The following is a 13,178-nucleotide window of genomic DNA, read 5'->3' on the forward strand; positions in this document are numbered from 1 at the left end:
CGCGCTGCTCGTGTTCCCGATCCACCGCACCCGGGAGGGCCGGTGCGGTGATCCTGGTCCCGAGTGGGTGTCACATGACGCGCTTCATGACGATCATGTGGCGTTTGAAGGGGGCGGTGTCGTTGCCCCAGGAGAGGACGGCGAAGACCTCGCCGCCGGGGAAGCCGTGGATCTCGGGTGCGGCGTCGGAGGGGGAGGGACCGCCGGTGCTGTGGGCCCAGCCGGACCAGGTGTTGCCGCCGTCGGTGGAGCGGTTGAGGTAGAGCTGGTGGTCGTTGGGGCTGATGCAGCCGATGGCCATGTTCTGCTGGGCGGCGTAGCCCGGGTCGAAGGGACTGGTGGCGAGGTGCCCGGGATCGCCGCCGCGGCCGATCGCGAGCGACTCGCACCGGCCGCCGCCGGGCAGTTCGGTGTACCGGGCGTTCCTGCCGTCGCCCGGGCGGGTGCGGGCGATGCTGACCGTGTTGGTCAGGCCCCGCGAGGCGTAGAATTCCTGTTCTCCGGCGGTGAAGGTGAAGCTGTCGCTGAGGCGCAGCTCCCGGGTGTCGATGTCCTGGACCGCCCAGTCGGGCCGGAAGAGGGGGCGGCCGGGCCGGAGGTACATCTGCTGGGTGTAGGGCCTGTTGCCGGCCGCGGTCGCCAGCTGGATGCCGTTGGTGGAGTACGTCGCCGAGACCTCGCCGGTGAGGTACAGGGAGCCGGGGACCCTGCTCCAGCCGGTCCACCGGTTGGTGTTCCGGTCCTGGAGGAAGCTGTAGTAGGCGGCGCCGTCGTCGCCGACGCGGAACATGACCAGGCGCTGGGTGCGGGCGTCCACGTCGCCGACCGCCAGCGTGGGCGGGAGGTGGGTGCGGGCGTTGCCCGGCATCAGCTGCCAGGCGCCGTTCCCGTGCCGCCACCAGATCCGGTCGTCCTCGCCGCGGGCGGCCTCGTACGTCCCGCCGTCGTGCCACAGGGCGGTCATGGCCGACGGGGAGCGTGCGGGGCCGCCCTCGTTGATCCAGTTGCCCTCGGTCGTCGCCGCCGCGGCGGGCGAGGCCGTGAGCCCCACCGTCAGGCCGAGCCCGGCCAGCACCGCCACTGCCACGTGCGGTGCGCGGGCGACAACGGCACGGCGGCCGCGCATGCGTTCCGATCCCATCGGACCATCTCCCTCCTCCGGGCGCCTCGACGTGGTGCACGCCGGGGCGCGCCGCAATCCGAGGCGGAACTTCCGCCCGGAGCCCGGACATTGGCGCCGGTGGGAGCCGGTGACGGTGCCGTCAGCGGGGGCTTGCCCGCCGGTGCACGCGAAGACCGGCCGGCTGCCCGGGGCGCGGCTACGCGGCCGCAACGAGGTGGGTGCCGAAGAAGCCGGCCAGCCTCGCGACGGCGGGGGTGACGAACTCGTCCTTGTCGTAGAGGTCGACGTGCGACGCGCCGTCGATCCAGTGCAGTTCCTTCGGTCCGGTCGAGCGCTGGAAGGCCCGCACGCACATCCAGGCGGTCACCGCCTCGCGGCCGACGACCATGAGCAGCGGGCGCGGGGCGAGCAGGGGCAGGGCGGCGAAGGTGTCGAAGGCCGCGATGCGGTCGATGCTTGACCAGGTCAGGGCCTTGGCCGCCCGGGGATGTTCGGCGCGGGGCGTGCAGTAGTACTCCCAGCCGTCGTGGACGTGCGGGCCGCCGCGGTGGGCCTCCTCCTCGGTCGCGGGGAAGATCGGGAAGGTCCGGACGCCCCCGCCCCGGGCCTCGGCGGTGCGGGCTGCCGCAGCGGCTTCGAGCATGGCCCGGAAGACGGCCGGATCCTGGGTGCCGTCGGCGCCGTCGCGGAACTGACGGGCCATGTCGGTGGCGCTGACGGTGGCGACGGCCCTGATCCGCTGGTCGGTCGAGGCGGCGGCCAGGGCGTAGCCGCCGGAGGCGCAGATGCCCAGCGCCCCGATCCGGCCCGGGTCGGCCTCGGCGCGGGTGGTGAGGAAGGAGGCGGCGGCCTTGAGGTCCTCGATCCGGTGCGCCGGGTCCTCCAGGCCGCGCGGCTCGCCCTCGCTCGCGCCCTGGAAGGCGGCATCGAAGGCGAGGGTGACGAAGCCGCGCTCGGCCAGGCGCCGGGCGTACAGGCCGGCGGCCTGCTCCTTCACCCCGCCGCCGGGGTGGCCGACGACGATCGCCGGGCGGGGGCTGCCGGTGCTGCCGTCGTCGGGGGTGTACAGGTGGCCGGCGAGGTCCAGGCCGGCGCTGGGGAAGGTCACATCGGTGATCACGGTGCTGCTCCGGTCGTCGTGCGACGGGCGGGTCGGCGCGGGGCCGACTCCGGGGCCCTCTTCGGTGGCCGCTCCTCCACCGTGGCGCCGGGGTGTGCGGGGGTGCCAGGGAGGACGCTGCCTATGCACGCCGGTACCAGGCACGAGGCCGCTCCCGTGCCGGACACTGGAACCATGACCGTCCGCGACCAGCCCTCCCGCGACAACGAGCTGGGGGACTTCCTGCGCGCCCGCCGCGCCGCCCTCGACCCCCACGGGGCCGGCTTCCCCGACGACGGACGGCTGCGCCGGGTGCCGGGCCTGCGCCGCGAGGAACTGGCGCAGCTCGCCCACGTGAGCGTCGACTACGTCGTCCGCCTGGAGCAGGGACGCACCCGGCGCGTCTCCTGGTCGGTCCTCGACGCGCTCGCCGACGCGCTGCGCCTGGCGCCGGACGAACGCGCCTACCTCTTCGCGTTGGCCGACGCGGCCCCGGCACCCGCCGTCCCACCGTCCGGCCGCCCGCCCGTGGACCCGCAACTGCGGCAGCTCCTGGCGACCATGCACGACGTCCCCGCCATGGTCCTCAACCGGCGCCTGGACGTCCTGGCCTGGAACCACGCGGCCACTGCCCTGCTCACCGACTTCGGCGCACTCGCCCCCGGGGAGCGCAACCTGATCCGCCTCACCTTCCTCGACGACGCCTACCGCGCGCTGTACGCGGACTGGCCCCGCGCCGCGCGCGACTGCGTCGCCACGCTGCGCATGGAAGCCGGCCGCCGCCCGGAGGACCGTGAACTCACTTCGCTGATCGGCGAGTTGACAGCCTGCGACGCGAACTTCCGGGCCTGGTGGGCCGACCACCGGGTGCGCGGCCCCCGGCAGCTCACCAAGACCTACGCCCACCCGCTGGCCGGCCCCCTGACCCTCGACGTCCAGCAGTTCACCGTCGACACCCGGCCCGACCAGCAACTCATCGCCTACACCGCCCCTCCCGGCTCCCCGGCCCACGAGGGACTGCGATTCCTCCTCCAGTGGGCACCTGCTCCGCGCGGATGACGCTCGTGTGCGGAGTCTGCTTCCGTACCTGGCCGCACTGGCGGCCAATGCGGCACTGCCGGGCCGCGTTGAGGCCCTCGGGTTGCCTGCCTCTCTGGCCATCGGCTACGGCGAAACACACTTGCCGGACGGAGTCGACGTGATCGGTTGGCGGGAGGACCTCGGACGGTCGTCGTCCGCGAAACCGCCTCCCCGGGAAGAGGTCGAAATTCCACCACCCGCCAGAGCAGGCCGAGCGTTCATGGCGGTTCGTCAGTTTTCGTTTCGTTCATAGACATTCGTCCAGTCTCATGGGCACCCGCGGGCGCTTGTCGCGCACGGGACGCATGCCGCCCTCCCGGCCCACCCCGCCCCGCTCCCCGTCGCGGCAGTCGCTGTGGGCCTTCTCGCGGCAGCGAGCGCCCTGATCGCGGAGTCGGAGAGCAACTCCGTGAAGTTCTCCTGCTGTTCAACATGGCGGTACTCGGTGAGGGATAGCATCTGCGACATCTAGATGTGTAGATGTCCTGCCGGGGCCTCGGTGGGACCTGCGCGGCTTCCTGGTGAAGTAAGCCCACTCGAACCATGGGCACCCGCACACCTTCTGACCAGTAGTCACGAGAACGGGAAGGGACCCCCGATGACCCCCACGAAGACCGCCGGCGTCGCAGCCGCGGCCTGCCTCGCCCTCACCACCGCGCTGGCCCTGGCCAACCCGGCCCAGGCGTCCCCGATCCAGGGCGCCTATGTCGCCCTGGGCGACTCCTACACCGCCGTCGGAACACTGACCACCCTCGCCCCCGGCACACCGTCCGCCTGCCGCCAGGGCAGCGACAACTACCCCCACGTCGTGGCCCGGAACCTCGGGCTGCAACTCGCCGACGTCAGCTGCTCCGGCGCGCAGGTCCGAGACATGACGCTTGCCCAGTCGCCGGACTCACCGCCGCAGTTCGACGCGTTGGCCCCGTCCACATCGGTGGTCACCCTGGGCATAGGAGGCAACGACAACAACACCTTCAGCACCGCCGTCCGCGGCTGCGAGGTCATCGACGCGCTCAGCGTGTTCGACATCGGATCGCCGTGCGCGGACTTCTACAAATCGACCTTCGCCGACGCCATCGCCTCGGACGAGGCGAACATCGCCGGGGCCCTCCAGCAGATCCACCGACTCTCGCCGCAGGCCAAGGTCTTCGTCGTCGGCTACCCGGACATCCTGCCGCAGAGCGGCAACTGCCGGCCGCAACTGACCCTCACCACCAAGGACACCGCCTACCTCGACGGCATCGAACTGGCCCTCAACTCCATGCTGCGGCACGCCGCCCAGAGCAACGACGCCACCTACGTCGACACCTACACCCCGAGCGTCGGGCACGACGCCTGCCAGAGCGCGTCCACCCGCTGGATCGAGCCGCTCGTCCCCGCCGGCGCCTACGCGCCGTTCCACCCGAACGCGGTCGGTCAGCAACACGTCGCTGCGGCCGTCGAAGCCGCGCTGCGGGCCGCCGGAGTCAGCTGAGGGTCCGAGGCCGCAGACCGCAGCGGGTCGATGGCCCGGCGGCCTCACCGAGGCTGCCGGGCCACCGGGCCCTCGCCCCCGACGTCCCGGTTGTTCCGGTCACACCTGGTCACACCTGGTCGCAGCCTCAAATGCGGCCCGGATCACTTGCGACGGGAGGGAGGTGGCGGGAGGGAGGTGAGAGTCCCCGCGCAACGAGGTGCGCCTCAGCCGCTGGTATCCGCGCCGCCCGAGTCCTGGTCCGCCTGGCGCCACTCGCGGTAGCGCATCACGAAGCTGGCGTTCTCGCCGTAGATCCGCCGGCGTACGTAGAGGATCGGCCGTCCGTCCGGTGCGCAGCTGACCCCCTCGCGCAGGAGCAGCGGACTGCCGGCCGCGACGTCGAGTCGCTGCGCGTCGGCGATGTCGGCGGCGATCGCGCTGAACGAGCGCCAGTCGTATTCAAGTTCGATACCGATCGCCTCGGCCACCGCCACCGTGGTGTTCCGCGACTCCGTCGACTCCGCGAAGCCCGTGGGCAGCAGGTGCGTGGCCACCCAGTAGCTGTTCACGGCCCAGGGCTGGGCGGAGATCACGATCACGGTGTCGATGCGGGTCAGCGCGCTCGTGGGCAGCCGCAGGTGCTCGGCCGCCTGCCGGTCGGGCGCCGTGTCCGAGCCGACCGACACCTCCACGGCCCGTTCCTCGGTGCCCTTCAGGCCGCGCACGGGCACGGGCACGCTCTGGCTGCCGACATCGAGGCGGGCGCTGTTCGGGTCGACATCGATCGTGGCCCGCACGACCGGCCGGCGCACGAAGGTGCCGACCCCCCGCCGGATCTCGATCGCGCCCGCACGGTCGAGCTCGGCGATCGCCTGGCGGACGGTCAATCGGTTGGCGCCGAATTGCCCGCACAGCTCCGGCTCGCTCGGCAGTCGGGAGCCCGGGGGGTACTCGCCGGTGTCGATGCGCTCCTGGATGGCGTGGGCGAACTGGAGGTACAACGGACCGTTGTTTCGTGGTGTCGGCACGTGGCGAATCCTACGGATCCGGCGCCCTGGGTCCAGTCCGGGTTCGCATCCGTGAAGTTCTCCTGGTGTTCAACCGGGTGCGGCTCGGCGAGGGATAGCATCTGCGGCATCTGGACGGCTAGACATCTAGATGCCTGGCCGGAGCCCCAGCGCGCCCTGCACAGCCGCCTGGTGAAGGGCCCCGCCCCCCGGCACCCCCATCGAATGAATCGCAACACCACGACAACCCCGACGGGCAGGCCGACACCATGCACCACCAGCACGATCCGCACGCCTGGATCACCACACCCATCACCGCGAACCTCCTGCGCGGAGCCCTCGACCTGGAGCAGACCGAGCGCGGCCTGCTGCCGCACCGACTGCCCGCCTGGGCCCGCGCCCAGTGCGCCGACCCGCAGCTGGCCAGGGCAGAGTCCCAGCCCTCCGGTGTACGGCTGGCCTTCCGCACCCGGGCCACCGCCGTCGAACTGGACACCCTGCCCACCAAGACCGCCTACGTGGGTGCCCCGGCGCGCCCGGACGGCGTCTACGACCTGCTCGTCGACGGCCGTCTGGCCGGTCAGGCCGTCGTGACCGGCGGCGACACGCTGACCATCGACATCACCACCAGGACCGCCGAGCGCCGCCCGGGCACCGCCGGCACCCTCCGCTTCAGCGACCTGCCCGACCGGGCCAAGGAGGTCGAGATCTGGCTGCCGTACAACGAGACCACCGAACTCGTCGCACTGCGGACCGACGCCCCCATCGAGCCCGTGCCGGACCGAGGCCGCAAGGTGTGGCTGCACCACGGAAGTTCCATCAGCCACGGCTCCGACGCCGCCAGCCCCACCAGCACCTGGCCCGCCCTGGCCGCCGCCCTCGGCGACGTGGAACTGATCAACCTGGGCCTGGGCGGCAGCGCCCTGCTCGACCCCTTCACCGCGCGCACCATGCGGGACACCCCCGCCGACCTGATCAGCGTCAAGATCGGCATCAACGTGGTCAACCACGACCTGATGCGCCTGCGCGCTTTCACCCCCGCCGTCCACGGCTTCCTCGACACCATCCGCGACGGCCACCCCCGAACGCCCCTGCTCGTCGTCTCGCCCATCCTGTGCCCCATGGTCGAGGACACACCCGGCCCCAGCACGATCGACCTCACCGCTCTCAGCACCGGACAACTCCGCTTCCGGGCAACGGGCGACCCCGCGGAGCGCGCGAGCGGAAAGCTGACGCTGGGCGTCATCCGGGACGAGCTGGCCCGCATCGTCGAACAGCGGGCCGCCGACGATCCGAACCTCCACTACCTCGACGGCCGCGACCTCTACGGACCGGCCGACGCCGCCGCCCTCCCGCTGCCCGACCAACTCCACCCGGACGCCGCCACCCACCAGCACATGGCCCAACGCTTCGCCACCCTCACCTTCACCACCCCGGGCCCCTTCAGCCATTGGCCGGAGCGGTGCTGTTCGGCCGGTTCGGCCGCGCGGTGTGGATGTAGATGAGGAGTATGCCGGTGAAGGGCTCGGGGACTGGGGTGGGTGGATCGCCGAGCCGGAGCGCGACCTGATCGGCTTCGTGCTGGACCTCGCGGATGGGTGAGCCGGACCAGCCGCCGGATGGGCTGGGCACAGAGCAGGATCAGTGCGGTGGCGACCCCCTCCATGGGCGGGAGCTCGTCGCTGATCACGACCTTGCGGATCAGGGCGATGCGCCGGTGCCGGCTGACCGGGCCTGGGGCGGATTCTCGGAGAAGCCGGGAAGCCGGGCAGCGTCCTCGTTCAGCGCGAGGTTCAGTACGAGCCGGCACAACCAGGTGCGGTACCAGCCGACTTGTCGGTATTCGACCTGCCCTGACGGGAGCCTCGCGGCCCTCTACCCATCCCCCTGCGAGGCCGGGTCGAGGGCGGCGTAGTGTGCGTAGTGTGAATGAACTGATCTTCCGGGGGAAAGACAGATTCCGCCCAGACTGGTCCGATCTCGGGCCGGTACTCATCGTCGTCACGATCGAACTCGTCGCCGGCCACCTGAAGTTCCACCTCGGCCTCGGCCCCATGGTCCTACTCGTCGGCGGGACCGTGGCGCTGGCCGCCGCGAGCCGCCTCCTCTCCATGCGGTACTGGAGCAGGGTCGGCACCGACGGAGTCACCATCTGCTGGGGGTTCGGCCGTGGCCGCACCTACTCCTGGCAGCAGATCTCCTGGATCGACGTGTCGGAGATCCAAGGCCGCGGCGCGCCCACACGTGTGGCCCGGATCCACACCACCGACGGCCGGCGCCACTGGATGTCCACCGTGATGGCCAGCGACCTCCACCCGTCGGAGGACTTCGACACCGACTTCCGGCGGGTCGTCGACTGGTGGAAGCACAACACCAGTCCGAGCCAGCGCGTCCTGCCGCAGAAGCGGTTCCGGGACCGGCTGACGCCCGTGAGGGCCGCGGTGCTGTGCACCATCGTCCTCGCCGTCGTCCTCTTCGTCTTCACCGTGGTGCTGGCCCAGTAGCCGCCTGAACGCGTCGGCCCGGCTCCCCGACGGGCGTTCCAACTGGTCGCCGGCGGCTTCGGGGTGACAACGGTGCCCTCCCGGCTCTCCCCGGTGCTGCCGCCCGGGGTGAGCCTGCTGCACGTCGAAGGCGCACCTCCCGAGCTCCGCCGGGTCCTCGTGGCGCGACTCCCCGGCCGCCCGACCCCGCCGATCACGGCCGTCACCCGAGCCATCACCCGAGCCATCACCTCGACCGCCTGATACGTGCCGCCGGGCCCCCCGGACCCGGCGCCGAGACTACCGACTCGCCGTGCACCAGTTGTCGGCGCCCGTGTGCAACCTTCTCGGTGGTGCGGCGGTGAGTAGGGCAGAGCGATGGCCCGGTTGGGTCGTCGCGCGGACGCGAAGAGGAATCGGATGACCGTGAGCGTATTGCACATCCCAGTGGAGGACCCGCCCCCGTCCGTCACGGCACCGGCTTCCGCGGGCGGCCCCGGCCTGCGGGAGCTTGACTTCGAGGGGTTCGCCGCTGCGCGCTGGCGGCAGTTGGTGCGCACCGCCTACCTGCTCACCGGCGACTACCACGAGGCCGAGGACGTGGTACAGGCGACTTTCGCGAAGGTCTTCAGGAACTGGTCCCGGATCAGCCGTCTGGAGGAGCCGGACGCCTATATCCGCCGGGCCCTGGTGAACAACAACCTGAGCCGTCACCGGCGGCGCCGGGTCAGGCAACTGCTCATGCCCGTCCTGCCCGATCGGGCGCACACCGCGGGCGGTGGCCACCGCGACGTCGAGGAACGCTCGGTGCTGCTCCAGGCGCTGGCGGAACTGCCACAGCGCCAGCGGGCCGTGGTCGTCCTGCGCTACTGGGAGGACATGAGCGAGTACCAGGTCGCCGAAGCGCTCGGCTGCTCGCTGGGCAATGTCAAGAGCCAGGCCAGCCGAGGCCTGGCGAAACTGCGCGGACACCCGGCGTTGGCCCCGTACGCGGCGGACACCGGTTCGACGACCGACGGCACGAACGGAGACAACAGGTGATGGACACCGAGAACATGATGCGCGGCGCTCTGCGAGATGAAGCGGCCCGGGTCGAGGTGGGGGACTGGTCTGCCGGACCCGTGCAGGTCCAGGTACGCAGGCAGCAGCGGGGGCGCCGGGTGGCGATGGGCGCGTCGGCTGTGGTGGCCGCGCTCGCGGTGGTGGCCGGCACGGGCGCGGTACTGTCCGCGCAGCGCGCGGTCCAGACCGTCGGGCCGGCCTCGCAGGCCCTGGCCGTACCGGAGGGGCCGGCTCCCGAGGCCGTGGTGGTGGAGCCCGGCCAGCAACTGTCGTTGGGCCGCCAGGACTGGTGGATGCAACTGAACGACCAGGAGATCTGCATCCACGACGCCCCCGCCTACCGCAGCGGTCCGGGGTGCGGCGGGCACTCCTGGGCGGGCGGAGCGACCGAGATCGTCATGCAGTACTACGGGAACCCCCCGCAGTACCAGGAGGGTCTGTACAACCTCATCTACCACGGGCCCGGGCGGGTGGCCCGGATGACCATCGAGATAGACGGCCAGGTGTCCTGGGCCACCGTTGCCTCACTTCCCGGCAACCCGGGCTACGCCACCGGCTATGTCTGGGGGCCGCCCGGCCGCAAGACCCCCAACGGTTCGACGGCATACCCGTTCGAAGGCGTCAAGCTCGCCGCGTACGACGCTCAGGGGAAGGTGCTGGCGAGCAAGACGCTGACCTCCTGAATCAGACCGCCGCCGCGATCCCGGCGGTGCCCGGCCGGTCGGCGAAGCCGCCAAGTGGCTGCTCTCCCACCCGCAGTGCGCCCGGACGTTCGGGTTGAGGCCCGACGGGTCGGACGCGCCGGGCGAGGACGGTGCCGTCACGGCGCCTGGTTGCCGGGGATCCGCGTCGGTGGGAGGCGTCTGCTCGGCCCCTCCCACCGGTCCGGGCTCCCTCCCCGGCACCGACACTCCAACTCGGCTCCGGCAACGGCCGACTGGGAGTCGGCGCGCTGCCGGGCGGGATCGGCTACCTGCGGATCGACTCCTTCCAGGACTGCGTCACCGGCGGCAGCTGCCAGCAGCAGGCCGCCGAACTCGACCGGGCGATCGACACCCTGCAAGGACCTGGCGCTCGCCCTGGCAGCCGCCGTCCTGCGCCGGCCCTGTGCCAGCCCTGAGCTCAGCCTTGAGCTCAGCCCTGAGTTGCGCCGAGCCACCTGCCGAGCGCCTCGCCGAGCCCGTCCGGGGCTTCACCGCTGCCGCCCGCCCAGGCGACGAAGCCGTCCGGGCGGACCAGCAGGGCGGCCAGCGTGGGCTGTTCGGGGCAGTGGGAAGTCACGATCCGCAGCCGGTCGCGGTGGCCGTCGGCGCGGGCGCGCAGCTCGGGGTCGTCGGTGAGGTCCAGCAGCAGCGCGCGGCCGTCGTGCAGGTGGTCGGCCAGTTTGCTGCCGTCGGCGAGTACGAGGTCCGGCGCGCTGCGGCCCACCAGCGGGTGCTCGCCGGGCAGGTCGTAGCGCTGCCACACGCCGGAGAGTTGCTTGACGAAGTAGGTGGTCCCGGCCGCGGTGTCGGCCAGCTGGGCGACGACGTTGCGCAGCGCTCCGCTGCCCGGCTCGGGCCTCATCAGTGCGACCTGAGCCCTCGTCCAGTCCAGGACCCAGGTGCCGATCGGGTGCCGCTCGGCGGTGTAGCTGTCCAGCAGGCCCTCCGGCGCCCAGCCCTGCACGGTGGCGGCGAGCTTCCAGCCGAGGTTGATCGCGTCGCCGATGCCGAGGTTGAGCCCCTGGCCGCCGAACGGGGAGTGCACGTGCGCCGCGTCGCCGGCCAGCAGCACCCGGCCCGCGCGGTAGGTGCTCGCCTGGCGGGCGTTGTCCGTGAAGCGGGTCGCGCTGTGCACCTTGGTGATCGTCACGTCCACGCCGCTGACGTTGCGCAGGCTGGCCTGCAACTCCTCGGCGGTGACCGGCGACTGGCGGTCTGCGGGCGGACCGTCGAACTCCACGGTGAGGATCCGGCCCGGCACCGGCCCGTGCACGTACGTCCCGACCGGGGTCCGGTTCCAGCCGGCGCCCAGGGCCTCGGAGCCGGTCATCTCCACTATCGCCTGGTGGCCGGTGATCTCCGGGGCCGTGCCGGGGAAGTCGAACCCGGCGAGCCGGCGCACCGTGCTGCGGCCGCCGTCGCACCCGACCAGCCAGCCGGTTCGGATCGGCGCACCGCCGTCGGTGTGCGTACCCGGGGAACGGGACATGGCCGCTCCGAGATCCGCCGGATCAAGGTAGCCACTGTCAACAACCTGCTTTTCCCCGGCGCCTGCCAGGCGGTCCAGGTCAAGCGCCGCCGCACCGACCGCAAGACCGGCAAGACCACCATCGCGACCATCTACGCGGTCACCAGCCTGACCGCCGAACAGGCCACTCCCGCCCAGCTCGCGCAACTGATCCGGAACCACTGGAAGATCGAGGCCCTGCACCACGTCCGCGACACGACCTTCGCCGAGGGCGCCTCCCAACTGCGGACCGGGAACGCCCCCCGCGCCATGGCGACCTGGCGCAATCTCGCTGTTGGATTCCTACGGCTGAGCGGCGTCAGGAACATTGCGGCCGGCCTCCGCCGCAACGCGCGCGACGCACGCCGCCCCCTCGCGCTCCTCGGCCTTGCGTGATCAGCTCTGGCGCCGAACCCGGTGACACGCGTGTGCCGTACAGGGAGACTGGCGATACACATATACGAGCAGTCGAAGGCCGAAGGGCAAAGAGTGGCACTGGCGAAGAAAGGGTCCCGCCGCATTGTCGTCGACGGCGTCGAGTACCGCTGGCGAGTGAGCAGGAAACCGTGCTGCGACTACGACGGCGTCACCTTGGGTTACATGGTGGAGGACGCGGCCTGTCCCGGAACGACGCTCGTCGTGGAGACCGGTCGGCCGGCCGTGCTCGAACCGAACATGCTGCCGGCTGAGGTCGTCCTGCCGCGCGAAGTCGCCGCAGGTATTCGGGCCGGGCGGTCGAACGGCTGGACGCCCAGCTCCAACGGTTCGCCGTTCAAGCTGCACCTCTCCGCTGTCTGACCGGGACGTACCGAAAGAGGCGCGGCAGCGCGGGCGGGAAACCGGTCTCCCACGGGATCCGAGCGTGGCGGAGCCTGGCCACGTGCTACGACGAGACGCCCGACAACTACATGGTGAGGCTCCAGCCGGGCCGGCCGGCTCGGTCGGCTTGCTCTTGCCGCCGCAGATCGGGCGGTGTGGACAGCGACGTTGTCGCTGTCCAACTGGCCGTTTCTGTGTCCGAGTTGCCCGCGCTTCGGTCGTGGGGGGCCGGTGTGGGTGCGTTCGGGTTCAGGGTCAGCTCTCGACCCTGAAGGAGCGCGGGTGCGAGTTGAACCTGACCGAACGGCCGGCCGACACGCTGAACAGCGATCCGCCGGTGCAGTCCTCGCCCCAGTAGAAGCGGACCGTGCTGTCCGTCGCGTTGTTCACGCCTGACAGGGGCCCGTGCGCCTCCCTCGGCACGTCGTAGCAGCCCGGGGCCGGGTCGACGTACGGCACGCCCGGGCCGCTGCCCGACCCGTCGGGGAAGATCACGTTGTAGAACGTCAGGGTGCCCGTGGCGGCCTGGGCGGACGTGGGGACGGCCACGGCCAGCGTCCCCGCGGCGATGAGGGTACCGATCGTCGTGACGAGGCGTCGCATGATGGGACCTCCGGTACACCGGGTCGCCGGGTGCGGCCCGTGATCGCAGCCAACGGTAAGGCTGCGTACGCGAATCGTCACCGGCGTGAAGGGGTGCGAACGGGGCGCGAAGGCCTTGTCCCTGCCAGGTGACAGCCCGGCAGGGGCGTCGTCCGTCGCTTCCGCCGACGGCGCGCCCTGGACGCAGGCCCGTCCGCGGCCGGAACGGAACGGAACGGAAGGGGCCCCCGGGGCG

The 13,178-nt window shown here is 71.7% G+C and carries 12 protein-coding genes and 2 pseudogenes; 9 read left to right on the forward strand and 5 right to left on the reverse strand.

Going from position 1 to position 13,178, the window contains the following annotated elements; translation table 11 throughout:
- Positions 1-70: 70 nt before the first annotated feature.
- Both ACFWPT_RS23735 and ACFWPT_RS23740 read right to left on the reverse strand, forming a co-directional pair.
- Positions 71-1,141, reverse strand: a complete 1,071-nt coding sequence (locus tag ACFWPT_RS23735; RefSeq protein ID WP_380484053.1) for a hypothetical protein — start codon at positions 1,139-1,141, stop codon at positions 71-73.
- Between the two features lie 178 nt (positions 1,142-1,319).
- Entirely contained in the window at positions 1,320-2,243 is a 924-nt protein-coding gene (locus tag ACFWPT_RS23740; RefSeq protein ID WP_380484055.1) for an alpha/beta hydrolase, read from the reverse strand.
- Positions 2,244-2,417: 174 nt separating this feature from the next.
- Between ACFWPT_RS23740 and ACFWPT_RS23745 the strand changes: the two genes are divergently transcribed.
- Together ACFWPT_RS23745 and ACFWPT_RS23750 are read left to right on the forward strand one after the other, a co-directional pair.
- The gene (locus ACFWPT_RS23745; RefSeq protein ID WP_380484057.1) at positions 2,418-3,281 is read left to right on the forward strand and encodes a helix-turn-helix transcriptional regulator; all 864 of its coding nucleotides are present in this window, start codon (positions 2,418-2,420) and stop codon (positions 3,279-3,281) included.
- Positions 3,282-3,900: 619 nt separating this feature from the next.
- Positions 3,901-4,776 (forward strand): SGNH/GDSL hydrolase family protein, encoded by an 876-nt coding sequence (locus ACFWPT_RS23750; RefSeq protein WP_380484059.1) that lies wholly within the window; start codon positions 3,901-3,903, stop codon positions 4,774-4,776.
- Between the two features lie 206 nt (positions 4,777-4,982).
- On the opposite strand, the gene ACFWPT_RS23755 is transcribed toward ACFWPT_RS23750, so the two are convergent.
- Entirely contained in the window at positions 4,983-5,786 is an 804-nt protein-coding gene (locus ACFWPT_RS23755) for a GntR family transcriptional regulator (protein WP_380484061.1), read from the reverse strand.
- A 248-nt stretch (positions 5,787-6,034) separates the two neighbouring features.
- Between ACFWPT_RS23755 and ACFWPT_RS23760 the strand changes: the two genes are divergently transcribed.
- From ACFWPT_RS23760 to ACFWPT_RS23780, 5 genes and pseudogenes are all read left to right on the forward strand, one after another.
- A complete protein-coding gene (locus ACFWPT_RS23760) occupies positions 6,035-7,270 on the forward strand; it encodes a GDSL-type esterase/lipase family protein (protein WP_380484063.1) in 1,236 nt (411 codons plus the stop codon).
- Positions 7,271-7,690: 420 nt separating this feature from the next.
- The gene (locus tag ACFWPT_RS23765) at positions 7,691-8,269 is read left to right on the forward strand and encodes a hypothetical protein (RefSeq protein WP_380484065.1); all 579 of its coding nucleotides are present in this window, start codon (positions 7,691-7,693) and stop codon (positions 8,267-8,269) included.
- Between the two features lie 39 nt (positions 8,270-8,308).
- Positions 8,309-8,512, forward strand: a pseudogene (locus ACFWPT_RS23770) (LysR family transcriptional regulator); the annotation flags it as partial.
- A 156-nt stretch (positions 8,513-8,668) separates the two neighbouring features.
- A complete protein-coding gene (locus ACFWPT_RS23775) occupies positions 8,669-9,289 on the forward strand; it encodes a SigE family RNA polymerase sigma factor (protein WP_380484067.1) in 621 nt (206 codons plus the stop codon).
- Entirely contained in the window at positions 9,289-9,993 is a 705-nt protein-coding gene (locus tag ACFWPT_RS23780) for a hypothetical protein (protein ID WP_380484069.1), read from the forward strand. The genes ACFWPT_RS23775 and ACFWPT_RS23780 overlap by 1 nt, the downstream gene beginning before the upstream one ends.
- A 451-nt stretch (positions 9,994-10,444) precedes the next feature.
- Here ACFWPT_RS23780 and ACFWPT_RS23785 read toward each other — a convergent pair.
- A pseudogene (locus tag ACFWPT_RS23785) lies at positions 10,445-11,479 on the reverse strand (FAD-dependent monooxygenase); the annotation flags it as partial.
- On the opposite strand from ACFWPT_RS23785, the gene ACFWPT_RS23790 reads away from it, so the two are divergent.
- A complete protein-coding gene (locus ACFWPT_RS23790; RefSeq protein ID WP_380484127.1) occupies positions 11,480-11,917 on the forward strand; it encodes a transposase in 438 nt (145 codons plus the stop codon).
- A gap of 93 nt (positions 11,918-12,010) precedes the next feature.
- Positions 12,011-12,319, forward strand: coding sequence for a hypothetical protein (locus ACFWPT_RS23795; RefSeq protein WP_380484071.1), 309 nt, complete (start codon positions 12,011-12,013; stop codon positions 12,317-12,319).
- 276 nt (positions 12,320-12,595) lie between these two features.
- On the opposite strand, the gene ACFWPT_RS23800 is transcribed toward ACFWPT_RS23795, so the two are convergent.
- The gene (locus ACFWPT_RS23800; RefSeq protein WP_380484074.1) at positions 12,596-12,943 is read right to left on the reverse strand and encodes a hypothetical protein; all 348 of its coding nucleotides are present in this window, start codon (positions 12,941-12,943) and stop codon (positions 12,596-12,598) included.
- Between the last annotated feature and the right edge of the window lie 235 nt (positions 12,944-13,178).

It is taken from the genome of Kitasatospora sp. NPDC058478 (assembly GCF_042720345.1).
Lineage (GTDB): Bacteria > Actinomycetota > Actinomycetes > Streptomycetales > Streptomycetaceae > Kitasatospora.